Source organism: Paenibacillus thalictri (assembly GCF_004307995.1).
In the GTDB taxonomy this organism is placed as follows: domain Bacteria; phylum Bacillota; class Bacilli; order Paenibacillales; family NBRC-103111; genus Paenibacillus_AF; species Paenibacillus_AF thalictri.
The window spans coordinates 153,473-176,718 of the sequence record NZ_SIRE01000020.1 but is presented as its reverse complement, the minus strand read 5'-3'; the positions used below and the strand labels follow the sequence as shown (position 1 = coordinate 176,718).

The window sequence follows — 23,246 nt, the reverse complement described above, 5'->3', positions numbered from 1 at the left end:
CTTCGTCTTATTCCGTTAAGCGCATAAATTCGTTGACGTCGGCGATCGACATGTCCATCGCCTGCTGCCAGAAATCCGGCTTGCGCAGATCGACGCCGAGATGCTTCATCGCCAAATCTTCGACCGTCATACTGCCCGTATCGCGAAGCAGCGCCACGTACTTGTCTTCAAAAGCCGCGCCCTGCTGCAATGCCGCCGCATAGATGCCCGCGCTGAACATGTACCCGAACGTGTACGGGAAGTTATAGAACGGCACTTCGGTAATGTAAAAATGCAGCTTCGAAGCCCAGAAGTGAGGGTGGTATTCGGCCAGCGCGTCCTGGAACGCCGTCTTCTGCGCATCCAGCATCAGCTCATTTAATTTGTCCGTGCTGACAAGCCCTTTCTTGCGTTCCTCATAAAAAGCCGTCTCAAATATAAACCGCGCGTGAATGTTCATATAGAAGGCTACCGAACGCTGGATTTTATCCTCCAGCAGCGTCATTCTTTCCTCCGTACCGGAGGCGCCTTGTAAGGCTGCATCGGCAACGACCATCTCGGCAAAAGTGGAAGCCGTCTCCGCCACATTCATCGCGTATTCCTGAGCCAGGGCCGGCAAATCGTTCATCACATGCTGATGGTATGCGTGCCCCAGCTCATGGGCCAGCGTGGAGACATTGGATGCCGTGCCGGCGTAGGTCATGAAAATCCGCGTCTCATGCGCAGCAGGGAACGATGTGCAGAAACCTCCCGGTCTTTTGCCGGGGCGGTCTTCCGCTTCGATCCAGCGCTGTTCGAATGCCATCTCCGTAAAATCCGCAAGCTTGGGACTGAACCGGCGGAACTGCTCTACGATCAGCTGCGCCCCTTCGTCATAGCCGAAATGCTTGCCGCCGCCGCCCACCGGTGCCTCCACATCATGCCAGCTTAGCTTCGGCACGCCCAGCAGCTTCGCTTTACGCTGCAAATAACCGACAAACACCGGCTTATTCCGCTCAATCACATCCCACATGGTGTGAAGTGTTTCGGCAGACATCCGGTTGATCGCCAGCGGTTCCTTATGTATCTCTTTCCAGCCGCGGTGCTTGTACAGCTGAAGCCGGAAGCCGCCAAGCCGGTTGAGCGCATCGGCGCAATAATCGGCAAGCCCTTCCCATGCCATCTCCCATTGAGCGAACAAACGCTCACGGACCTGCCGGTCGGGACTGTGCATTTTGTTAGCCGCTTGACCGGCGGACATGTCCACCGTTTTGCCGTCCTCCTCAAAGGTCAGACGAAACTTGCCAACCGCCGTATTGTACAGCTCGCCCCACCCGTGATACCCGTCAACGGCAAGATCGCCTGCAAGAGCTTCCAGCTCGGGAGCCAGTTTCTCACCGGCAAGCGCGCGCCGCTCGGCGAGAGGAAACTGAATGGCCTTCAGCGATTCATGCTGCATCAGCCCGTTCCACACGTCATCCGGAACTTGCGTCAGCAGCTGATCGAACCGGGTCAACGACGCTTCATAAGCGGCGGCGACGGTTTTGACGCGCCCGCCCAGCAGAACGGCGCGTTTATCCTGCTGGTTTTGCGCCGCCAGGCAAGCCGTAAACGAATCGGATTCGCGCAGGCGAACCAAGATGCTTTGCAGCTGCTCGACAAGGGACACCAAACTTGCCGCATGATCGATCGTAGCAGGAGGCTCCGCTGATTGCAGCGCATTTTGAAAGGACTGAATGTCCTGCTCCATGCGGTCGAGAAAGGCGCCGAATGCGGCCGAATCGCTGCCTCCCGGAAAAATTCGTTCCAAATCCCATGTTTGCTGAAGCGGTAATTTCATGGATCGATCACTTTCCTTTCGTTACATTTGCTCATCTTTAATCCGATGTTACGTCATATTCACCTCCATTAAACCATAAACACCTTAAAGTAACAAAAAAAAGCGTAGTTTTTATTGCTTCTAATTTATAAAATATGTTTAAATGAGGACTGTAGACCTATGCACACCATGCAACTCCTTGTTTCTACTACTTACCAAAAGAGGCGAAGCCCATGAAACCATTAAACATTTCACCTGAAACGGCGATAAAATTGGCGGAAGCGCTTAAAGTTCCCGTCGAGCACCTGATGCATATGCCGCAGCACATTCTCATGCAAAAGCTGATGGAGCTGTCCAAGGATAACGAATCCGCGGACAAAGAAAAGCAATGATTCCTTTTGAAAATACATGGCCTTATGAACTGATCGGCCAAGACGTCTACATTAGCAGCTGTCCATTTTGCGCGGCAAACAACGTGCTGCTGACGATGAAGAAAAAAGATTTGCAGACGATCCATGAAGGAGCCAAACGCCTTCTGGTGCTGCCTTGCTGCCATAATAAAGTAGGGATCGTCGATACGGACGGAGATTACCTGCTGGCCAATCTGCCATTGCGTAAGATTTCCTTAAACTCAGGAGGAGTGCTTTAGTGGATGACTTTATCATCCCGCTATCCCATGCTTGTACTTTAGTTACACTGAATTATATTGCACTCAAAATTCGCAACAGGCTATTTATCGAATCATACGAATGGCTGGCGGTTCCCCTGTTAACCGGACTCGCGTCCATCATCATGATTATGCTCCCAAGTCCGGGAGGGGTTCTGCCCTCCGACCTTCGATTCGTGCCTATCGTTATGGCAGGACTTCGTTACGGCTTCGGTTTGTCGCTCCTATCCGTCATTATACCGTCATCCTACATCGTGGCCTTAAACGAGCCGCACATCATCCCTGAGCTCCTGCATGGCCTGCTGCTTCCAGCCCTTGTCAGCGCGATGTTTCACAAGAGCGGCGAGGAAAACAGCGGTTTCTACATTCGCTGGCTGGACGGATTGAAAGTTTGCGTCTTATTGTCGCTCACCCGCGCAATCTCCGAATATGCCCAAACTTCAATGGCTTGGGAGCCCGTCTTGTTCTCTCATTTCATGATGTTCCTGCTGTCCTTCAGCTCCATCACGGTACTGATCTACATGTACAACGATGAGAATAAAAACTGGATGCTGCAGCGTCAATTGGAGCTTCAGGCCAATCAGGACGGGCTGACAAAGCTGCCTAACATACGCAGCTTTCTAAACATTGCGGACAACACGCTGAAGCGCCGGAAAATGACGATTATGATGATCGATATCGATAATTTTAAAATGTTCAACGACCGGTACGGCCATTTGGTTGGCGACGAACTGCTGCGCCATGTCGGCAAGCTGCTCAGAGCAACGATTGACGAGCAGGATTACGTTGCCCGGTACGGCGGAGAAGAGTTTATTATTATGAGCCAGGAAACGGATGCCGTAAGTCTGGCCGAATACGCATACAAGTTATGCGGCAAAGTTTCGTCCACTCCCTTTGAAAGCGAAGCGTTAACCGCGGCGGGCGGAGAGGACAAGCCCCATGTCACGATTTCCGTGGGCATTTCCACGGCGCGCCGCAACGGCGGCGAGCTGATTCATCTGATTTCCGAAGCCGATGAAGCGCTTTATGTATCCAAACGCACGGGCAAAAACAAATATTCGTTTTACGATTCCTTCATTTACGCGGAACAAGCGCAAAACGCTTCTGAGCCAAGCACCCTATAATCCACGGGGCAGCGGCCAAGAAGCGTTTATTTGTTATAACTATTTTAACTCCTTCACATCGTCCGGCAGCTCCATATTGGCCGCCAGCATGTCTTCGCGTGTCTGGGTCCACTGCTCTCGGCAAGCCCGGATCATGCCCGAATCCATAATGCGCCGGTCATTGACGACACGGGAGAACCAGCGAACGGCCGGTCCGTAATTCCCCAGGCGCCTGTTCAACTCGCCGATCAGATACATTAGACGGGCGTCGTTCACCTCGTTGCCTTCCGTTTCGAAAAAACGCGTGTACGACTCTAACGCAAACTGAAGAAACCGTTTTTCCTGCTCCCCGTCGTTTTTGTGCCGGTACAGCCAGGCAATATGGTGCAGGATCCCGGCAATGAGCCGTTCCTTCTCATTTTTAATTTGCGCGCAAAGCAAAGCCAGCTTAAAAACCTGAAGCGCTTCGTCCCAGGAGCGTTCGCCGCCGTAATCGCGCAGCGACCAGTTGTGGCCCAGCTTTTCTTGAAACAGCTTTTTCTGGGCTGAGTTCATGTTAGGCGAAAAACTTTCCGTGCTGGCAAATCCGCAAAACGGGCACACCCTTACGACGTAGTAGTCCGGATTGATTTCTTTATAATACAGGCAAAAATCAGTATCGGACCCGGACGACTTTTTGAAACTGGGGCGGACCCGGGAAGACTTAAATTCGGCTTCACAATTCGAACAGAGCACCTTAACTTGAAATAACGGCTCGATGACGCTCACCCCTTTAATTCGAATTCTCCGTATTGACAAAATGATGCGCCGGACCCTTCAGCCTCTCCAACACAAATTGCCGCAGCTGCGGCTCCAGTCCTACTTCCTCCAGCGCTTTCGACATGCAGGAAAGCCATGCCTCCGCCCGTTCCGGCGTAATCGGGAAAGGCATATGCCTGGCCCGCATCATCGGATGCCCGTACTGATCGGAATACAGCGAAGGACCGCCGAAAAACTGCGTCAAAAACATATATTGCTTCTCCATAACCGGCATGATGTTATCGGGAAATAACGGTCCCAATAGCGGATGCGCTTGGACCTTGGGATAAAAAGCTTCGACCAGCTTACGCAGCACCGGGGCTCCGCCTATGGCTTCATAAATCGTCTCATATTGCCGTTCCATAAGTTATATGTTCCTTTCCGAAAATCCAATGATTCGGGGAGATCGCGCGAAAAAAAGATGCTAATTGAGCCAATTAGCATCGGTTGTCGTCATGTCATCCTTGGGGACCTAGCTTTCGAAATCTTCCTCTCCAGAGCCAATCAGTGTCTCCTTAATGACATAAACAAACGCGCATACGAGAATTCCGGCAACAATACCCATCATCTGGATCACTCCCCATCCCCATATTAGTTCCATTGTACCATATAAAATTCGCGATATCAGTAATATTATGTAAACCCGCAAACTTTATGCTTCCGCTTCAAATTGGCTTGCGCATGTTTGTCCACACCACAGCATATACATCAGCGATCGGCAAGCGCATCGCGGCGCCTGCCGGCAAGCCTTGGCCTTTAAGGAGGAGACCCATGACCACCAAACGTTTCACAGCGGTTCATCTGGTTGCCATTGTCGCTTTGCCGTCCATTTGTCTTATGATCGTTTTTCCGCACGAGTCGTTAAATGCCGCCTTGAAGGGCGTTTCCATATGGTGGGACGTGCTGTTTCCCGCACTGCTTCCTTTTCTGGTCATTGCCGAGCTGATGCTGGGACTTGGAATCGTTCATTTCTTCGGCACGCTGCTGGATCCGCTCATGAGGCCGCTGTACCGCGTACCGGGCATCGGCGGGTTCGTGATGGCGATGGGTTTTGCTTCGGGTTATCCCGTTGCCGCCAAGCTGACCTCGCAGCTCTGGGAACAGAAGCTGGTGACTCGCGCTGAAGGCGAGCGGCTGGTCGGATTTGCAACGACATCCGATCCGATTTTTCTGATCGGAGCGGTATCCGTCGGATTTTTCCATGATGTCAGCTTAGCCCCGATCCTCGCCATCGCTCATTACGGGACAGCCGCGCTGCTTGGTCTGTTTCTGCGGTTTCACGGCGCAAAAGAACTACCGACCGAAATGCCGCCGCTGCCCAACAAAAACGAATGGATCGGGCTCCGTGCGCTGAAAGCGATGCATGCGGCCCGGCTTGCGGACGGCCGGCCGCTGGGCGCCATGCTGCAGCAGGCCGTTCGTTCGTCCTTGCAGCTGATTATGGTGATCGGCGGACTTGTCGTTTTTTTCTCGGTGATTATGGAAATCATGACCGCCGGCCGGATCATGAGCTTGCTTTATATGCTGAGCGATTCTGTGCTTCGTTTGCTGCAGATTCCGCAGCCATTGTCCGAAGCCGTGATCAACGGGCTGTTTGAAGTGACGTTAGGCGCGAAAGCGGCAGGCGAGGCGGGCGAAGGCCTCGCATTGGTACATAAAGCGGCGATCGCCGCATTTGTGCTGTCCTGGAGCGGTCTGTCCGTGCATGCGCAAATCGTCAGCCTGCTGCATCACACCAATCTTAGATATATGCCTTTTCTGCTGTCCCGGTTGGCCCATGGCTTGCTTGCCACGGCAGCCGTCTATGCGTTATGGGAGCCTTTGGCGGGATTACGCAAAGATTCGGCCGTTTTTCTGCCGCTGATCGATCCCGTTACTCCGTGGTCGAATATGGTCCGCTGGATCGTCCCCTCGACGGGAATCGCGTTCGCCGCCTCCATCGCCGTCCTCATCGTGCTGTTCCTCATTTTTAAGATATGGAAAAAAACGTTCGGCGCCATGTTGAAATGAGAAAAATCCCGCACTTTTGCGCCGGCATTGTCTAATGAAGCAATATTGATTATGATGGAGGGAGATTCTTGATGGCTTAGGAGGCCCCATGAAATATAACGTCATACATCGCGGAGACGACGTCTCCTTCGAATTGATGCAGCGGTTCCACGAATTGGCCGCCGATTCCGGCTTGCTGCTTGACGAGCAATCCCCTGAAATTGTGCTGTCCATTGGAGGCGACGGCACGCTGCTGCATGCGTTCCACCAATACAGCGATCAGCTCGACAATATCGCCTTTGTCGGTATTCATACCGGGCGGCTTGGTTTTTTTGCCGATTGGAAACCCGACGAAGTCGAACATCTCGCCCGGCTTATGCACGAGAGCGCCGTAAGCGGCAATTTGCAGGTTGTCAAATATCCGGTTGTGGAAGTTCAGATCATTACGGAAACAGGTGTCGAAACCCATCTGGCGTTAAATGAATTTACGCTTAAAGGCGTCGAGATCACGCTGGTCGCCGAACTTCACATCAACGACGAACCGTTCGAAACGTTCCGCGGCGACGGCATCTGCGTCTCTTCCCCATGCGGAAGCACCGCGTACAATAAAAGTCTCGGCGGAGCCATCGTTCATCCGTCGCTTGACGCCATTCAAATCGCCGAAATCGCATCGATCAACAACCGGGTGTACCGGACGCTTGGTTCGCCGGTCATTTTGCCGAAACATCATCATTGCGACATCTATCCGAAGTCGAAGCAAAATGTGCTGGTGGCCATCGACCACCTGAACGTACAGCGCAACGATATCGTGTCCATCCGCTGTATGGTCGCAGCCGGACGTAAAGTGCGGTTCGCCCGCTTCCGCCCGTTCCCTTTCTGGAGCCGTGTGCGCGAAGGGTTTATCGGCTACGATCTGAAGTAACTCAAAGCACAAATAAAACCCGATCCGCCAAGGAATCGGGTTTTTGTGGTTGCTGTTTTCGCGGGGGCCGAAGACCTCCCTCGCCGCTTGCGTCATTTATTCTTCCGCAGCAGCTTGCGCTTGCGGCTGCGGCTGCGGCTGTTTTCCGGCAGCCGTCTTTTCGATAATAAAGTAGGCGCAGCCAAAATTGCAATACTCGTTTAAGTAGTCTTGAACGCTGGATATCGATGATTCTTTTGTTGCTTTCGGATGGGTATCCTTGAAGTAGCCGCGAAGGCGGAGCTGGTTATAGCCCCAATCGCCGACGATGTAATCGTAGCGCTCCAGCACCTCGCTGTAACGTTCCTTGAACGCTTCGGGTTTCCAGCCGTTTTTATGATCGATGATGACTTCATAGTTACGGCCTGCGATATGAATCACGGTTCAAATCCCCCTGTCTGATCTCTCAAGCGGTCTTAAAGCTCCTTCTAGCTTTGCCGCGCCGATTTCACCTGTTCATGCGCATGGTAAGAGCTGCGTACAAGCGGACCCGATTCTACGTGGTCGAAGCCGCGCTTAATGCCCTCTTCCTTCAATTGCGCAAACTGCTCAGGTGTGTAATATTGTTTGACCGTCAAATGATTCGGCGTCGGCTGCAAATACTGTCCGATCGTGAGAATGTTGCAGCCCACCGCCCTCAAGTCGTCCATAGCTTGCAAAATCTCATCCCATTCCTCCCCGACTCCGATCATAATGCTCGATTTCGTAGGAATGGAAGGTTTCATCGCTTTGGAGCGGGCAAGCAGCTCCAGCGAACGGCGGTACTTCGCTTTGGAGCGGACCCGGTCGGACAAGCGCTCCACTGTTTCTATATTGTGGTTCAATATGTCCGGATTCGCGTCCATGACGATTTGCAACGACTGCTCATTGCCCATAAAATCGGGAATAAGCACCTCTACGCCGGCCAAGGGCAACTTCCGTCTGATCGCCAGAATGGTCTCGGCAAAAATCGACGCGCCGCCGTCGGCAAGATCGTCTCTGGCCACCGATGTGACCACGACATGGCGGAGTCCCATCTGCACCGACGCATCGGCCACACGCTCCGGTTCTTGCAGATCAAGCTCCGTCGGCAAGCCGGTTTTCACCGCGCAAAAACGGCAGGCGCGGGTACAAATGTCGCCCAGAATCATAAACGTTGCCGTCCGATTGGCCCAGCATTCGGAAATATTCGGGCATTTGGCTTCTTCGCATACCGTATGAAGCGTCTTCGTGCGCATCATACTCTTCAATTCTTTGAAGTTTTCGTTTGCGGAAAGCTTTATTTTTAACCAATCCGGTTTTCTCTCGGTGCCGATCGCCATCTTCTGTACCCCTTTTCAATCATAAGTAAAACGCCCATACTCTTGTTAACATTATAACACAAATGCTAAACTATGTAAGTGTATGGGACCGCATGTCCAAAATCGAACTTATGAAGGTGAATAGCCATGTTTCAACTGGATGACATATTAAAGCTTGTCCGTAACGGGAACCTCGATCCGGATGAAGCCAAGCAGCAGATTGAAGAACAAATCAAGCAAGCCCGGGAAGCCAGCCGCGTGGAAGACTTGGGTTTCGCCCAACTGGATATCGACCGTCATAAGCGTACCGGATTTCCCGAAGTCATCTTCGGCGAAGGCAAGACGGCGGAGCAGATCACATCGATATTTCAAAAGCTGATGCAGCATTCCGATCGCGTGCTGGCTACCAGAGTCAGCGCTGATAAAGCCGAAGCGGTTATTTCGGCGGTTGCCGAAGCCGTGTACCATGAAAGCGCGCGCTGCCTCACTTGGACGAAAAATCCGCTTGTTCCCGAACGGGAAGGTTATATCGCCGTAGCGTGCGCCGGAACAAGCGACCTTCCGGTTGCCGAAGAAGCGGCCATTACCGCGGAAATGATGGGCTGCCGGGTCGAACGGATTTACGACGTCGGCGTTGCCGGCGTACATAGGCTTTTTCGCCGTCTGCCCCTCATCCGCGAAGCGGACGCTATCGTCGTCGCAGCAGGGATGGAAGGCGCTTTGGCAAGTGTCGTAGGCGGCCTTGTATCCAAGCCGATTATCGCCGTGCCGACAAGCATCGGTTACGGCGCAAGTCTGGGCGGCATTGCCGCTCTGCTGGCGATGCTGAATTCCTGCGCTCCGGGTGTCTCGGTCGTTAATATCGACAACGGCTTCGGTGCAGGATATAGCGCAGCCACGATTCACAAAAATAAAGCGGTAAAGTAGGGATAACATGAGAGTTCTGTACATGGACTGCTTTTCCGGCATCAGCGGCGATATGACACTCGCCGCTTTGGTCGATGCCGGTGCGGACCGGGATTACGTCGAGTCCGAGCTTGCCAAAATCAAAGTCGAGCCCTTTTCGCTGGGCTGGAAACGGGTCAACAAACGCGGCATCTCCGCATTGAAAATGGACGTGCTGCAAGAACCCGGAGCGACGCCGACACTTCACCGCCATTATAGCGAAATTGTCAAATACATCAATGAGTCCGGATTTAACGAACGCGTCATTGCGCTCTCCTTGGCGATTTTCGATAAGATTGCCGTAGCCGAAGCTAAGATTCATAATATCCCCATCGATAAGGTGCATTTTCATGAGGTTGGCGCCATCGATTCCATCGTTGACGTTATCGGCGTCGCCCTTGCGATCGATTCCTTGAATGTCGAGAAAATTATCGCCTCACCGGTTCCGCTTGGCTCCGGCACGGTGAAGTGCGATCACGGATTATATCCGGTCCCGGCTCCGGCAACGCTGGAGATGATGAGAGGATTGCCGATCGCACCAACTCCGTATACGCTGGAGATGACGACACCGACCGGGGCGGGCATCATTGCCGGGCTGGTCGATGAATTCTCGCGTGGCATCCCGCCGATGATCGTCGAGACGATCGGCTACGGGGCCGGCACGCGCGACCTGCCCACCCAGCCGAATGTGCTTCGCATCGTCGTCGGGCAATCCGATCCGCTGATGAGCAAATGGCAAGTACAGCAGGACAACTTGCTTCATGCGCACGATCATCACCATGCCCATGACAATCATCACCATCACCATGGACATGAGCATGACCATCATGCACACAGCCACGATCACCACGGGCACGACCATGACCATCATGAACACAGCCACGATCACGGGCATGAGCATGACCATCATACGCACAGCCACGATCACGGGCATGAGCACGACCACCATACGCACAGCCACGATCACGGGCATGAGCATGACCATCATGCGCACAGCCACGATCACGGGCATGAGCATGACCATCATGCGCACAGCCACGATCACGGGCATGAGCATGACCATCATGCGCACAGCCACGATCATCACGAGCACGAGCATGACCATCATGCGCACGGCCACGATCACGGGCATCAGCACGACCATCATGCGCACGATCATGACGGCCACAAGCCGCATTTGCACGACAGCGACACGCTTAAATCACAAGCTGCCAACGAAGACCTTCCACACCTGCACGGACATTCTCATCCTCATTGATCCGAATGTCCCGAGCCGGGAAGAAAAACAAACAGAACCCGGCCGTTGTCTAGGCTGCAAAAACGACCCCGCCCCTTGGATAAGCGCTTCGGAAACGAAGTCCTTATCTTAAGGAACGGGGTCGTTGCTATTTGGGTTTCCCCTGCTTTAAAGCAGCGAGATGACAAGCAGGTTGTAAAGCACCAACGGCAAAATAATATCGTTGTAAAAAAACGGATTAAACGCCCGGTTCATTTGCGGATATCCTTGCCCTTGGCTAACCTGGATATACACATGTGTCGGATCGACATGAACAATTGTGCCTTCGACCTGCATGCCGGTAATCGTTAAGACACGCACATATTTGCCGATATGCTTCGAGCAGCTGTCAAAAGCTTCTCCGTGCAGTTGTTTAAGCCAGTCAGCCTTTTCGGGTTCGAGTTGATAAACCGGTTGGCCGGCTGTCATATACGGATTATTCATCATGATTTATGGGCACCTCCCTAAATTATACTTCAGCATATGCAGGCGCCCAGATTTGGTGCTGGATGAATTTTGAAGCCCTACCGCAGGTTAAGGAATAGCTATGACCGCTGCTGCAAAAATTGCGCCCTCACTTCCTCATACACCCTTTTTAGCGGGATCCCATGCTGTTGAGCGGCCCGCTCGCAGTCCTTGAATTCCGGAGCGTACTGAACCAGCTCCCCTTTATAAAATCCGGCCTTAACCGAGATGGGTCCCCATGGTGTCTCCACGTTATAAAATGCTCTGCCCAGCCGATGGCATGACGCCCTCATATACCGCAATCCCAATGTCGTCGTTTCGGTAAAAATAACCTGTTCCATCGCTTCCAGCTTATCCGCTTGCACCAAGACGTTCAGCATAATGCCGGGACGGCCCTTTTTCATAATAATGGGAATCCAATACACGTCGTTTGCCCCTGCCGCGAACAACCTGTCGCTGACCGGCGAGCAAAACTCCGGGTTCATATCGTCAATATTTGCTTGAATGACAAGCATGTCATCGTCTATATGCTCGTCCCGATGGTCAAAGCTCATCTGAAACCCTCCCTCCTTTAAGGCTTTCCACACGGAAACCGGTTTCGCCAATAATGCCAATATTATACCATAATCCGGCTAATCATCCGGAAGCAAGATCAGCATGCCGCCGCGGCGGAAGTTCCGGCGAAATCTTAAAGCCGGCCCGCCTAACTATTGGATAAAAAAACGCGGCGCAATACATCCTAAAACAAGACGCTTATATCCGTGCGGTCGTCACGGAATAACCGCAAATTCCGCGAATTTGCGGGATAGAAGCAAGGATGAAGGAGGTCACCGTTAATGAGAGTCGGATGGCTGCGCTCCCTTACCGCCATGATGTTATGCGGCCTGCTGCCGCTTTCGCTGCTGCCCGCTCCCGCCGCCCATGCGCAAGGAGCCGCGGCCGATATGAAAAAAACGTTTGCCGAGCGTAAAGTATTGTTCGATAAAGTAGGAACTTTAACCGGAATTCCCTGGTATTATTTAGCCGCTATCGACCAATATGAGCGTACGATCGGGCTAGCGAAAAAAAGACCGATCGGCGGCAAAAACGTTTCGATTTATTTCAGCGAGCTGCAATGGTGCGGCATGATGAATCCGGACCATGCAGACCAGAACGTCACCTCCATCTCGTTATTTAACGGACTGGGGAGGGACGGCTCGGGGGACGGGCTGGCCGATCGGAACAACGACGAGGATATTTTGTATTCAATGGCTTCTCTGCTGCTGAAAAACGGTTCCGTGAACGAGGACTTGCGAATCGGCTTATGGAACTACTACCAAAATACGAGAAGTGTGCAGCGGGTCGAGCAGTTTGCCAAACTGTATTCCCAATTCGATACACTGGAACTGCATGAGCATACGTTTGTCATGCCGCTGAAAAGCGACTATACCTATCGCAGCACATGGGGGGCAAGCCGGGGCTGGGGAGGTTACCGGATCCACGAGGGTACCGATATTTTTGCGGGGTACGGCGTCCCAGTGCGCAGCGCTGCTTTTGGCGTCGTCGAGGTCATGGGCTGGAATCCGTACGGGGGGTGGCGGGTCGGCATTCGCGACCTGAACAATGTATACCATTACTTCGCTCATCTCTCGGGATTCAGCAAAGGTTTAAAAGAAGGAGATATCGTCAAACCGGGTCAAATTATCGGACGGGTCGGCAGCTCCGGTTACGGCAAACCGGGCACCTCGGGCAAATTTCCGCCCCACCTGCATTACGGACTGTACCGGGACAACGGATTGTCCGACTGGTCGTTTGACCCCTATCCCCATTTAAAAAAATGGGAACGCGAGGAGCGGCGCCGCGGCAAATCGTAATCGGTTAACTGAAAAAAGAGCCTTAACCGTTTGCTTGAGGGCGGTCAAGACTCTTTTTATTTACTATGTCAATCCTACGGCTTCTTCACGGCATCTCCCGGCTTGGCGGGAGCCGTAGTGTTAGTATTCGGCAGCGACACATTCGGAGGGAGCATGCCTCCTGTACCTCCGACAGGGTTGCCTTTGCCGTCAAAATAATAGGTCGGCACATCTCCGACAACAAGCGAATACGAAATCGGCACTTCCGTTTCCACAATCTCCGATTCGGTGTCAAACGGAATGATAATCGTCACCTCGGCGATAATACGCAAGTAAACTTCAACTTGCACCATGTTGATTCCGGCGTTTTGCTGCCTGGTGCTGACGTCAACCTTGGCTGCTCCGGCGGGAACAAGCCGGATCGGGATGTCCGGGCCAAACGATGCGAGAATGGCGCTGTTCATAGCCTGACCAAGCGGAATATGCTCAGGCATATCTTTAAGTCCCTTCAGCAGCTTCTCCACGGTAGAGATCGTCTCCGCGGTAATTTTCATATGTTCCGCATAGTTGAGCGAAAAGCCGGTCACTTTCCCGTTGCTGTCGGTCCGCCAATCGATCAGCTTATCATAATGCGCTGCCTCCGTCATCCGCTCCATAATGGCCTGGTTGATCGATTCCGTGGCAATCTGTTTGATGCGGATTTTTGCCAAATTCATGAGCGGCGGCTTCAGATTTTTTTCTATGTAAATAAACGACTGCAGCGAAAAGAGCATCATAATCAGCAGCGCCAAAAACACATTACGCTTGATATGTTTTGCGCCGGTCGGCTTGCTTTTCCATCGCCGTCTGAACATGGCAACCTCCTGATCCTCGTTAACAGACATATGGTACAGCTTATGCGGACCCGTACAAAAAAAGAAGAGCAGCTTGTTTGCTGCCCGTGGTACTTCTCTTGGCCGGAGACGGAATCCGGTCATTTCTTCTTTTTGCCCAGCTCTTCGGACTTCTTCATAAGCGTATCCATCTCTTTGGCCAGCTTCTCCATATCCTTGAACATCTTCTGCAAATCTTTATTCCCGGTAATTACATTAAAACCTTCCTTCCACATCCCTTTCATACCGCCGCCTCCTCCTACTTGCTTTATAGCAGTTTACGGCAGAAAAGTCCGCTGCGTGTCGGCACCGTTGTCCCGGCCTTTCAAAACGGGAGTTCATTTCGCCGCATCAAGCTGTGTATCGTATCCGACACGGCCTGTTCGTGCGGTGTCCAGCCGATCGCGCCAAATGTCCGTTCATACTTCTCGCCGCTTAATACGAAAGGCTCTTCGGTCAAATAAAGCATCTCCACGACTTCTTTCATGACCGGATGAAACAGACCCGCCAACGACAATGCCAAACGTCCGAGCGAAATGACAGGTTTGCTTTTTCCGCTTGCTTTCCTGGCATATCGTACCAGCTCATGCCCGGAGATAACGTCCGGACCGGGGATGTGCCAATTTTGGCCGTAGGAATCAGTACGTTCGGCAATCGTTACGATCATACGTGCCGCATCGGGCAAATAAACGTACTCGCGGGGAATGCTCATCGTTCCGATAAAAGGAGCCGGTTTACCGGCGGCAATCGCTTCGAATGTTGGGGATAGATAGGACGCTTGAGCCGAAGGCCCGTAATAATCGGGAAGCCTTACAATCAGCGGTTTGGCTTTGCGCCAGCGCGGGTCAAAAATCAGCTTTTCATAGGCAAGCCGGACCTTTCCTTTCCTCGTGTGGGGAAATTTCGGATGCTCCTCATTAGCCTTGGCGGTTGTCCTTCTTCCGTACGGATAGATCCCGTCCACAACAACCACCTTGGCTTCCAGACGCTCCGCCGCTCCCATCACCGCTTCGCCAAGCGGCAGAAGACGGGTCTCCATTTCGTGATACGGCATATTGGCACTGTGAAAAATAACGTCGGCCCCGGCAGCCGCGCGAACAAGTCGCTCCTCATCAAAAGCATCCCCCGCCTCAAGCCGCAGCAGCGGCGGATTCCCCAATTGTTGGGCGAGTTTCTCCAACTTCGCCATCGATCGGCCAAATGCCACCGTCTCGATCCCGCGCCGAATCAATTCTTCAGTCAAAGGACTTCCTACCCCGCCGGTCGCACCTAAAACAATTGCTTTTTGCATGTTGCCATCTCCTTTTTATTTATTTATTGATTGATCAATTACAAATGCTGAAAAAAATTTATTGCTTTCTTTTTACGATCAAGTCATCCATCCCCAGCGCCATAGATACGTTACACAACATGCCTCTTGCCAAAAAATCGGATGTTCTTGCCTCCGGTTCCTCCATGCCCGCTTGCTTAAAAGCTTCCAGAACCAGCTGTTTTACCTGCGATATCCCCTGCCGCATCGCTTCGCGGATCGGCTCCTCTTGGATTGTCTGGGCTTGCATCTGCAGCAAAATTTCATTTTGGTGGGACCGGGCGATTTCTTCATAAGCCATAATAAAACCTTCCTCCAGGCGCTCGGGGGCCACTGACTGTCTCACCTGTGTAAATGCCTGCAAAACACGCTGCCAAGACACTTCCAGCGCTTCAAGCAACAACAACTCTTTGGAGGCGAAAAAGCGATAAACGTAAGGTTGGGAAATCGCCGCCCGTTCCGCAACCTGCGCCGTTGTGGCCCGGTAATAGCCGATTTCGGCGAATACTTCGATTGCCGCGGAAACAATGTCCGTCCGGCGGTTAGCTGAGGTCGAAGCGCCTTTTGCCATGTTGTCGCGCTCCTTTCGTTTTCTAGTTATTGATTGACCAATTACTAATATCATAGTCGCAGTTTGTATGAAAAGCAATCTCTTTTTCAAAAAATTAAATAGGGCCTCTTGACTTGGAGTTAACTCCAGACAGTAGACTACTTATGAAGGCAATATAGATAATTAACCGAAAGCGAGGAAAGATCAATGGACTATGTAAAGCTTGGAAATAGCGGCTTGGACGTATCCCGGCTTTGTCTCGGCTGCATGAGCTTTGGGGTGGCGGAGCGGTGGGTGCACCCATGGGTGCTCGATGAGGAAAACAGCCGCCCGATTATAAAAAAAGCATTGGAGCTTGGCATCAATTTTTTCGATACGGCAAATGTGTACTCGGATGGAACAAGCGAAGAAATTGTCGGGCGGCTGCTTAAGGAGTATGCCAACCGCGATGAAATTGTTCTGGCCACCAAGGTTCATTTCCGCATGCATCAAGGCCCGAATGGCGCCGGCCTTTCCCGGAAAGCAATCATGAGCGAAATAGACAAAAGTCTGAAGCGTTTGGGCACCGATTATGTAGACTTGTATCAGATTCACCGCTGGGACTACAATACGCCGATTGAAGAAACGATGGAAGCTTTGCACGATGTCGTGAAAGCAGGGAAAGCACGATACATCGGTGCTTCCGCTATGTACGCATGGCAGTTTCTCAAGGCGCAGCATACGGCTGAAAAACGAGGCTGGACCCGGTTTATCTCCATGCAGAATCATTTAAACCTCATATACCGGGAAGAGGAGCGGGAGATGCTGCCGCTTTGCAGAGAAGAAAAAATCGGCGTAATTCCGTACAGCCCTCTTGCCTCAGGCAGATTAACGCGTGACTGGTCGGAAACGACACTCCGTTCCGAAACGGATCAGGTCCAGAAAACCAAATACGATGCGACTGCAAATACAGACAAGCTGATCGTGGAGCGCGTCGCAGCCATCGCCGAAAAACATGGCGTTCCCCGAGGCCACATCGCACTTGCGTGGCTGCTTCAGAAAACGCCGGTTACGGCCCCCATAATCGGAGCTACCAAAGTGTCTCATGTCGAGGATGCGGCAGCCGCACTTTCGATCAAGCTGACGCCCGAAGAAATCGCCTCACTGGAAGAACCTTATGTTCCTCATCGGGTTATCGGGGCCATTTGACATAAACGGCAAGAACGCCCTATCCGCTTATGGACGATCTTGATCCGAATGAGGAGGCTGCGGCTGCATGCTGATAGCAGAAGTAAGCGAAAAATTTAATTTGTCCCATGATACTCTCCGTTATTATGAAAGAATCGGACTTATTCCACGAGTGAACCGCAATAAAAGCGGAATCAGAGATTATACAGCTGAGGATTGCAAGTGGGTGGATTTTATCAAATGCATGCGGGGAGCAGGTCTTCCGGTTGAAGTATTGATTGAATATGTCGATCTTTTTCAGCAGGGCGATGCCACATTGGAGACTAGAAAAGAACTCCTGGTCGATCAACACAGCCAGCTCGCAACGAAAATGGAGGATATGAAAAAAGTGCTGGAACGTCTGGAAGACAAAATTTCCAGATACGAGCAAACTATTGTGAAAAAAGAAAAAACACTTACCCGAACGCAAATTCCAGAAAAGTGACAGCATGAAAATCCCCCTGGTTCACAGGGGGACATCTCGTTATTCAATTGCTCTCAGTTCCGGCAGCCATACGCGGAAGGCGCAACCCGCTCCTTCTGCGCTTTCCACTTCAATGGTCCCTTCGTGCAAATCGACGATCGATTTGGTGATCGACAACCCCAGGCCGGCTCCGCCGTATTTTCTCGCCCGTGACGTATCGATCCGGTAGAAGCGGTCGAATAAATAGGTCAGATGCTCCTGTGCGATTCCCGGGCCGTTATCTTTCACCGTAAGCCGGATTCCGCCTTCCCAATGGTCCAACGAGATATGAATATGGCCTTTCGCAGCATCCGTGTGTTGCACTGCGTTATGAAACAGATTCAGGATCACCTGCTTCATTTTATCCGGGTCAAACACACAGTATGCATCCTCTGCAATAGAAAAGCTGACCTTGCGTTCGCCCGCCAGCAGCTTCAGTTGTGTTTCCATCTCCTTGACGACGTCGCCCAAATCTCCCGGTGTTTTCTCAAACGTAGGCGTCCGGTCCAGCCGGGCGAGCAGCAGCAAATCCTGAACCAGCTTGTTGATCCGCTCCGATTCGCTGTACATGCTCGTCAACGCTTTATGCAGCTGCTCGGGTTGATGAACCGCGCCGCGCAGCAGCACCTCAAGAAATCCGTGGATCGACGTGAGCGGGGTACGCAGCTCATGCGACGCGTCGGCGATAAAACGGCGCATCTGCTCCTTCGCTTCTTTCTCCGCTTCAAAAGAAGATTCAATCCGCTCCAGCATGCCGTTAAAGGACACGGAAAGCCTGTCGATCTCCGTCTGCCCTTGCTTGGTCGGCAGCCGCTCCGTCAAATTGCCGGCATCGATCTGTCTGACCGTACTGACTATATTCGACAGCGGCACCAGTGTCCGCTTCAGCACCGGCAGAAATCCGAGCAGCCCGGCGACAAGAGCGAGAACCGCAAGCAGCAGAAAGGTGAGCAGTTGGCTGATCAGCACATCGATCAGCGGTTTGGTCGGCGTGCCGACCTGCACAACGCCAACCGTCTTGCCGCGGCTCCCAACGCTCTGAAGCACGACCAGTTGCTCCTGCCCGGCCTCGTCTTTAACGACTTGCTGAATCATTTTTTTCTGCTGCAGCGCTTCCGAATAAGTTTGTTCCGGCAATCTCGGAATAGATCCGCTATCCGCCGGCTGTGACACTTCGGTTAAATTAAACTGCGGATCGATAAACGCAATCTGCGTTTCCGGAATAAACAACCCGCGGCCAGGGCCGGGGCCTTGACCCGGTCCCTCCCTGCGAGGCATATTGCTTGAAAACAGCCACGCCTCCCCGGGAATCGCCAAAATCTGATTTTGCAGAGTTTGAGCTTTACTTCTGAATAAAAACTGATGCATAAGAAAATATTGAAAAAGTCCGATCAGCAGAAGCAGCGCCGCTATGATAAACAGCGAACGCGACAGCAGCTGGTAGCGCAGCGACTCGGGGAAGAAAAACCGCTTGATGCGCTTGATCGCCGCTGTCATGTGATATCTACCCGGTAACCGGCACCGCGGACGGTGCGGATTAATTTATGTTCACGGTCGCCCAGTTTCTCGCGCAGCGAGCGGATGTATACCTCAACGATATTTTCTTCCCCGCCAAAATCATAACCCCACACTTTATCCAAAATCATCGTTTTGCTCAGCACCAGGCCATGATTGATGACGATAAACTTCAGCAGCTCGTATTCGGTCGGCGACAGCTCAAGCACCCGGTTGCTGTAGCTGATTTCCTTGCGCCGGTCGTCGATCCGGAACGGACCGTTCACCACTTCGCCGAGCAAATTCGGAAAATGGTTGCGGATTCTGGCATGAATGCGCGCCAGCAGCTCCTCAAAGCTGAACGGCTTGCTCATGTAGTCGTCCGCGCCCAAGGTGAGCCCCTTGACCCGATCCTCGACCTCTTCTTTTGCGGTCAGCATGATGACTGCGACATTTTCCGTTTTTTTGAGCATCCGGCACACTTCGAATCCGTCCATTCCCGGCATCATCACGTCCAAGATCACAACATGAGGCTGATGCTGCTTCGCCAGCGTAATCGCCGTCATGCCGTCCTGAGCCGTCCACACCTCGAACCCCTCATTCTGAAGTCCCAGCTCCAGAAATTGCAGTATATTCGGTTCGTCGTCCACAAGCAGTATTTTGATTCCTTTTAATTGACGCATCGTACCAGCCCCCCATACCATTTTACACCAATTGTTTATCGATTACTTCCATTATCCGCGTTGTCGCTTAATTGCGTCTGAATGCAAGCTGAACGTTGGCTGAATATCGCAAAATGGGGGTTTTCAGGCCATATTTCGGACTTCAGTAAAGATTCAGCGGAGCTTAAGAACGATTTAATTTATGGGCCGCATAATAAAACTGAAATCAAAAAAACGTGAACAGAGGGGCATACCCGCATGAAAACTTCAAAATGGCTTAAATGGCAAATCGGCGCGGTCGGTGCAGTTGGACTCGCCGTCTTGTTGCAGCAAGTAAAAGACAGCCCCGCATTCGCCATGGCATATGCCGACGCAACTGCGTCGGCCAAACATACAACCAGCGCACAAGCTTCGGCTAAGGATCCGGTCATGGACGAATGGCACAAACAATCCGGCTCCTTTGATGCCGGAACCCAAAGGCATTCGCGAAGAAGTAATGTCGGCAGCACCGGTAACGGGCGCCGCGGGGGCGGATCGATTTCCGGCGATTCGTCATCGGCACAGTCCAATGCGGCTCCCGGTCAAAAAACACAAACAAGAACGGGACGTTCATGATTACATTTCAATTTCGGGCGATGAATACCGTCATAGACTGCTGTTTCCTCTGCCGCGAGGAAGAAGCAGACCGGATCGCAGCTCAGGCCGAAGCCTGGTTCCGTTATGCGGAGTCCAAATTCAGCCGCTTTATGCCGAATAGCGAGCTTGCCCGGCTTAACCGGATGGCCGGTAAACGCTGTTTCATTTCCGAAGCGATGCTGGAGGTGCTGCTGCTTTCGCAGTCGTACCGCAGCCTCACGGGCGGCGCATTCGAGCCGCTGATTCTCCCTGCTTTGCGGGAAGCCGGTTATATGGATACTTTTGACCAAATGGCCGGCATCCATACTAGCAATCGCGCGGATGCGGAATTGCAGCCCATCGCGGACTCTTATGTCCTCGATCCGGCGATGAAATCGGTTGTGCTTCCGCCGCAAACCGAAATCGATTTAGGCGGTATCGTCAAAAGCTGGACCGCCAAGCGGCTTGCCGCCTTTTTGCGGGAAACCGCCGACGTTAACCGAGGGTACATCAACGCCGGCGGCGACCTAACTGTTTGGAGCGGTCCGGACGCCGCGGCGCAAACTTGGACCGTCGGGATCGAGAATCCTTGGCGAGTGGAGGCGGACTTCGGCTTCCTGGAGCTTGTTAACGGCTCCGCAGCCACTTCCAGCACGCTGGGCAGGCGTTGGATGACAAGCCGCGGCACCATGCATCACCTGATTGATCCGCGTACGATGCTCCCAAGCTCAAGTGATGCGGCACAATGTACAGTGACCGGACCGGATGCCGTGGAATGCGAAATTTGGGCCAAAACCATTTGCATTTTGGGGGTGCGCGAAGGGTTTCCGCTTTTCTCCCGTAAAACGGCGGGACGATTTGAGTCGCTTGCTTTTACGCTGGATAGGGAAACTTATTTTTGCGGGGAAAAGTCATCGCTTGGCACACGCTGGCGCGATATGAAACCGGATCATGTATATGATACGGAACATATTCATCATGAAACCTATAGACCGGAGAGTGAACACCCATGATTCAATTCATATTGCAGCTGCCGTTATGGCAAATCATCCGCAGCTTTGGCATCGTTTCGTTTATCTTGTTGACAGCCGGGGTATGCCTGGGCATTCTATACAGCTTTCCCTTCTGGAAAGGCATAACAAAAGCAAACATGTACAAGCTGCATATGTACGCTACAATTGCCGGAACGGGCATTGGCTTTGTGCATGGCATTATCACGGTGATCGACCCTTATATGCCGTTTGCCTGGAGCGAGGTGTTCATCCCGTTTACAGCTGCAAACAACCCTATTTTAAACGGTTTGGGGACATTGGCCTTATTCGGCATGCTGATCGTCATCCTGACGACCGATTTGCGAAATAAACTGAAAAAGACGCTTTGGCACGCAATTCATATGCTGTCTTATCCGATATTTGCGCTTGCATGGGTGCACGGTTATTTTCTAGGCACCGATACAACAAGCGCGAGCGTCCGTTGGATGTATTTGCTTTGCGCCGCAGCCGTGCTGCTGCTGACCGCATACCGCTTGATGCAGGGACAGATGAATTCCGGCAGGGCTGCCGGCGCGGCGGAAGGCTGATGCGTGGAAATTAAGGTGAAAAAGCCCTGGCAAGCATGTGGGAGGCCACTGAAAAAAGTAGCTTAAGTGAGCGAAATCATGCTGGAGAAGCGCCAGCGTTCGCTTTTGTCCCCGAATTTCACCTGCCGTAAGCAGATAAATTCAAGAAATTCGGGGACAATTGGCGATCGGAAGCATGATTCGCTCATGCGGCGTTCACTTGTTCAGTGGCCACAACATGTCGTCAGGGCTTTTTCTTCTTGCTGTTTCTCGGCGTGTTATTGCTCCGTTGCTTCGTCAGCCGCTTCAATTTCCAGGCACGCCATCACAAACGGCGCAAAGCCCTTTGGATCATCCCGCCGTGTCGGCTCGCTGATATAATATTCGTACGAGCCGTCGCGGTACGGGTTGCCGCCAAGCCCGGCGACGCTGCAGATGTGGTCAAGATGCAGGCTGCCGTCCGGATCGCTGACAACACAACGTTCCACCAGCCCGCGGTAACCGCGGCGGGCCGCTTCCAAAGCAGCTCCGCCTAAATAACCGTGACGCGCGCCTTTCGCCAGCGCACATACAAACATGGACGAGCCGGATGCTTCCAAATAGTTGCCTTCCCGGTTCCCCAGGTCCATCACCTGATACCATAACCCCGATTCCAGATCCTGCACCTTCATGATCGCTTCGGCAAGCCGATAGAAGACGCCGATAATTTGTCCGCGCTGCGGATGGTCGACAGGCATATAATCAAGCACATCAACGACCGCCATCACATACCAGCCGATCGCCCGGCCCCAGAAGTGCGGCGAGCAGCCGGTGTCCATGTCAGCCCACAGCTGCTCGCGGCTCTCGTCCCACCCGTGGTAAAGCAGGCCGGTGTGCGGGTCGCGGGATCTTTTTTCCATCAGCAGTATTTCTTTGGCAATGTCATCGAACCATTCGTGCTCTCCGAATTGCGCCGCATAGGCAGCCAGAAACGGGGATGTCATATACACGCCGTCGAGCCACATTTGAAACGGGTAAATTTTCTTATGCCACAGCCCGCCTTCGCTTGTTCGCGGATGTCCCTTCAGTTGGGCGACCAGCAGCTTGATTGCTTTCAAATATTTCTCCTGCTTTGTTTCCTCGTACAGCAAAAACAGCGCTTTGCCCTGATTGATCTGATCGACATTGTATTCATTTAATTGATATGTATCGATCGTGCCGTCCGGCCGGATAAACAAGTCCATATTTTTTACTATGTAATCGTAATAACGCTCATCCCCGGTTTTATCATAAAGCCGCTCCAGCGCCGTCAGTATGCAGCCGTTTTCGTAGTTCCAGCTTCTTCGTTTTTGAAACGGCATATCGGACACTAGCGGATATTGCTCCATGAACGAATCCGCCATAGCAGCCGCTGTTATTGTTTTCATCCCAATCCCCTCCACAAG

At 52.4% G+C, this 23,246-nt stretch carries 28 protein-coding genes; 13 read left to right on the top strand and 15 right to left on the bottom strand.

The annotated features are described in order from the left end of the window. Positions 1-7: 7 nt before the first annotated feature. Positions 8-1,798 carry a M3 family oligoendopeptidase gene (locus tag EYB31_RS26315; RefSeq protein WP_131016407.1) on the bottom strand — a complete coding sequence of 597 codons (1,791 nt, stop codon included), beginning with the start codon at positions 1,796-1,798 and terminating at the stop codon, positions 8-10. Between the two features lie 212 nt (positions 1,799-2,010). Here EYB31_RS26315 and EYB31_RS26310 point away from each other — a divergent pair, with 212 nt between their 5' ends. The 3 genes from EYB31_RS26310 to EYB31_RS26300 are packed head-to-tail and all read left to right on the top strand — an operon-like array spanning position 2,011 to position 3,568. Then, positions 2,011-2,169: a YycC family protein gene (locus EYB31_RS26310; RefSeq protein WP_131016406.1), complete on the top strand. Its 159-nt coding sequence runs from the start codon at positions 2,011-2,013 to the stop codon at positions 2,167-2,169. Then, the gene (locus EYB31_RS26305) at positions 2,166-2,426 is read left to right on the top strand and encodes a hypothetical protein (RefSeq protein ID WP_131016405.1); all 261 of its coding nucleotides are present in this window, start codon (positions 2,166-2,168) and stop codon (positions 2,424-2,426) included. Before EYB31_RS26310 ends, EYB31_RS26305 begins: the two co-directional genes overlap by 4 nt. Next, positions 2,426-3,568 carry a GGDEF domain-containing protein gene (locus EYB31_RS26300; RefSeq protein ID WP_131016404.1) on the top strand — a complete coding sequence of 381 codons (1,143 nt, stop codon included), beginning with the start codon at positions 2,426-2,428 and terminating at the stop codon, positions 3,566-3,568. The genes EYB31_RS26305 and EYB31_RS26300 overlap by 1 nt, the downstream gene beginning before the upstream one ends. A gap of 39 nt (positions 3,569-3,607) precedes the next feature. Here the strand turns inward: EYB31_RS26300 and EYB31_RS26295 are convergent, their stop codons facing one another. The 3 genes from EYB31_RS26295 to EYB31_RS41310 form a co-directional block, all read right to left on the bottom strand. Continuing rightward, complete coding sequence (locus EYB31_RS26295) at positions 3,608-4,306, bottom strand: DUF2225 domain-containing protein (protein WP_131016446.1); 699 nt, start codon at positions 4,304-4,306, stop codon at positions 3,608-3,610. Between the two features lie 13 nt (positions 4,307-4,319). Next, on the bottom strand, positions 4,320-4,709 hold the full coding sequence (locus EYB31_RS26290; protein WP_131016403.1) for a globin domain-containing protein: 390 nt from the start codon (positions 4,707-4,709) through the stop codon (positions 4,320-4,322). A 108-nt stretch (positions 4,710-4,817) separates the two neighbouring features. Continuing rightward, positions 4,818-4,946: a hypothetical protein gene (locus EYB31_RS41310; RefSeq protein ID WP_276322091.1), complete on the bottom strand. Its 129-nt coding sequence runs from the start codon at positions 4,944-4,946 to the stop codon at positions 4,818-4,820. 170 nt (positions 4,947-5,116) lie between these two features. On the opposite strand from EYB31_RS41310, the gene ylbJ reads away from it, so the two are divergent. Beyond that, positions 5,117-6,355: a sporulation integral membrane protein YlbJ gene (ylbJ, locus tag EYB31_RS26285; protein WP_131016402.1), complete on the top strand. Its 1,239-nt coding sequence runs from the start codon at positions 5,117-5,119 to the stop codon at positions 6,353-6,355. An 88-nt stretch (positions 6,356-6,443) separates the two neighbouring features. Continuing rightward, a complete protein-coding gene (locus EYB31_RS26280) occupies positions 6,444-7,256 on the top strand; it encodes an NAD kinase (RefSeq protein WP_131016401.1) in 813 nt (270 codons plus the stop codon). Positions 7,257-7,352: 96 nt separating this feature from the next. Here EYB31_RS26280 and EYB31_RS26275 read toward each other — a convergent pair whose 3' ends face one another. Both EYB31_RS26275 and lipA read right to left on the bottom strand, forming a co-directional pair. Then, a complete protein-coding gene (locus EYB31_RS26275) occupies positions 7,353-7,676 on the bottom strand; it encodes a YutD family protein (RefSeq protein ID WP_131016400.1) in 324 nt (107 codons plus the stop codon). A gap of 47 nt (positions 7,677-7,723) precedes the next feature. Further along, positions 7,724-8,596, bottom strand: a complete 873-nt coding sequence (gene lipA / locus EYB31_RS26270) for a lipoyl synthase (RefSeq protein ID WP_131016399.1) — start codon at positions 8,594-8,596, stop codon at positions 7,724-7,726. A gap of 126 nt (positions 8,597-8,722) precedes the next feature. On the opposite strand from lipA, the gene larB reads away from it, so the two are divergent. Together larB and larC are read left to right on the top strand one after the other, a co-directional pair. Continuing rightward, the gene (larB, locus tag EYB31_RS26265; RefSeq protein WP_131016398.1) at positions 8,723-9,502 is read left to right on the top strand and encodes a nickel pincer cofactor biosynthesis protein LarB; all 780 of its coding nucleotides are present in this window, start codon (positions 8,723-8,725) and stop codon (positions 9,500-9,502) included. Between the two features lie 7 nt (positions 9,503-9,509). After that, complete coding sequence (gene larC, locus EYB31_RS26260; protein ID WP_131016397.1) at positions 9,510-10,778, top strand: nickel pincer cofactor biosynthesis protein LarC; 1,269 nt, start codon at positions 9,510-9,512, stop codon at positions 10,776-10,778. A 147-nt stretch (positions 10,779-10,925) separates the two neighbouring features. On the opposite strand, the gene EYB31_RS26255 is transcribed toward larC, so the two are convergent. Together EYB31_RS26255 and larC2 are read right to left on the bottom strand one after the other, a co-directional pair. Continuing rightward, positions 10,926-11,243 carry an LSm family protein gene (locus tag EYB31_RS26255; RefSeq protein WP_131016396.1) on the bottom strand — a complete coding sequence of 106 codons (318 nt, stop codon included), beginning with the start codon at positions 11,241-11,243 and terminating at the stop codon, positions 10,926-10,928. A 98-nt stretch (positions 11,244-11,341) separates the two neighbouring features. Beyond that, positions 11,342-11,815 carry a nickel pincer cofactor biosynthesis protein LarC2 gene (larC2, locus tag EYB31_RS26250; RefSeq protein WP_131016395.1) on the bottom strand — a complete coding sequence of 158 codons (474 nt, stop codon included), beginning with the start codon at positions 11,813-11,815 and terminating at the stop codon, positions 11,342-11,344. Between the two features lie 282 nt (positions 11,816-12,097). Between larC2 and EYB31_RS26245 the strand changes: the two genes are divergently transcribed. After that, complete coding sequence (locus EYB31_RS26245) at positions 12,098-13,114, top strand: M23 family metallopeptidase (RefSeq protein ID WP_131016394.1); 1,017 nt, start codon at positions 12,098-12,100, stop codon at positions 13,112-13,114. Between the two features lie 74 nt (positions 13,115-13,188). Here the strand turns inward: EYB31_RS26245 and yunB are convergent, their stop codons facing one another. From yunB to EYB31_RS26230, 4 genes are all read right to left on the bottom strand, one after another. Next, positions 13,189-13,947, bottom strand: coding sequence for a sporulation protein YunB (gene yunB, locus EYB31_RS26240; protein ID WP_131016393.1), 759 nt, complete (start codon positions 13,945-13,947; stop codon positions 13,189-13,191). Positions 13,948-14,066: 119 nt separating this feature from the next. Next, a complete protein-coding gene (locus tag EYB31_RS40375) occupies positions 14,067-14,210 on the bottom strand; it encodes a hypothetical protein (RefSeq protein ID WP_165452632.1) in 144 nt (47 codons plus the stop codon). Between the two features lie 80 nt (positions 14,211-14,290). Next, entirely contained in the window at positions 14,291-15,256 is a 966-nt protein-coding gene (locus EYB31_RS26235) for an NAD-dependent epimerase/dehydratase family protein (protein WP_131016392.1), read from the bottom strand. 58 nt (positions 15,257-15,314) lie between these two features. Beyond that, complete coding sequence (locus EYB31_RS26230; RefSeq protein ID WP_131016391.1) at positions 15,315-15,845, bottom strand: TetR/AcrR family transcriptional regulator; 531 nt, start codon at positions 15,843-15,845, stop codon at positions 15,315-15,317. Between the two features lie 186 nt (positions 15,846-16,031). Between EYB31_RS26230 and EYB31_RS26225 the strand changes: the two genes are divergently transcribed. Together EYB31_RS26225 and EYB31_RS26220 are read left to right on the top strand one after the other, a co-directional pair. Continuing rightward, positions 16,032-17,012: an aldo/keto reductase gene (locus tag EYB31_RS26225; RefSeq protein ID WP_131016390.1), complete on the top strand. Its 981-nt coding sequence runs from the start codon at positions 16,032-16,034 to the stop codon at positions 17,010-17,012. Between the two features lie 67 nt (positions 17,013-17,079). Further along, a complete protein-coding gene (locus EYB31_RS26220; RefSeq protein ID WP_131016389.1) occupies positions 17,080-17,475 on the top strand; it encodes a MerR family transcriptional regulator in 396 nt (131 codons plus the stop codon). A 39-nt stretch (positions 17,476-17,514) separates the two neighbouring features. Here the strand turns inward: EYB31_RS26220 and EYB31_RS26215 are convergent, their stop codons facing one another. Together EYB31_RS26215 and EYB31_RS26210 are read right to left on the bottom strand one after the other, a co-directional pair. Then, entirely contained in the window at positions 17,515-18,990 is a 1,476-nt protein-coding gene (locus EYB31_RS26215; RefSeq protein ID WP_131016388.1) for a sensor histidine kinase, read from the bottom strand. Continuing rightward, a complete protein-coding gene (locus tag EYB31_RS26210; RefSeq protein WP_131016387.1) occupies positions 18,987-19,670 on the bottom strand; it encodes a response regulator transcription factor in 684 nt (227 codons plus the stop codon). Before EYB31_RS26210 ends, EYB31_RS26215 begins: the two co-directional genes overlap by 4 nt. Positions 19,671-19,907: 237 nt before the next feature. Between EYB31_RS26210 and EYB31_RS26205 the strand changes: the two genes are divergently transcribed. From EYB31_RS26205 to EYB31_RS26195, 3 genes are read left to right on the top strand one after another with little or no spacing between them, the layout of a single operon-like run. After that, on the top strand, positions 19,908-20,264 hold the full coding sequence (locus tag EYB31_RS26205) for a hypothetical protein (protein ID WP_131016386.1): 357 nt from the start codon (positions 19,908-19,910) through the stop codon (positions 20,262-20,264). 20 nt (positions 20,265-20,284) lie between these two features. Continuing rightward, the gene (locus EYB31_RS26200; protein ID WP_165452631.1) at positions 20,285-21,277 is read left to right on the top strand and encodes an FAD:protein FMN transferase; all 993 of its coding nucleotides are present in this window, start codon (positions 20,285-20,287) and stop codon (positions 21,275-21,277) included. Next, positions 21,274-21,843 (top strand): ferric reductase-like transmembrane domain-containing protein, encoded by a 570-nt coding sequence (locus tag EYB31_RS26195; protein ID WP_131016384.1) that lies wholly within the window; start codon positions 21,274-21,276, stop codon positions 21,841-21,843. Before EYB31_RS26200 ends, EYB31_RS26195 begins: the two co-directional genes overlap by 4 nt. 257 nt (positions 21,844-22,100) lie before the next feature. Here EYB31_RS26195 and EYB31_RS26190 read toward each other — a convergent pair whose 3' ends face one another. Further along, the gene (locus tag EYB31_RS26190; RefSeq protein ID WP_131016383.1) at positions 22,101-23,228 is read right to left on the bottom strand and encodes a glycoside hydrolase family 88/105 protein; all 1,128 of its coding nucleotides are present in this window, start codon (positions 23,226-23,228) and stop codon (positions 22,101-22,103) included. Between the last annotated feature and the right edge of the window lie 18 nt (positions 23,229-23,246).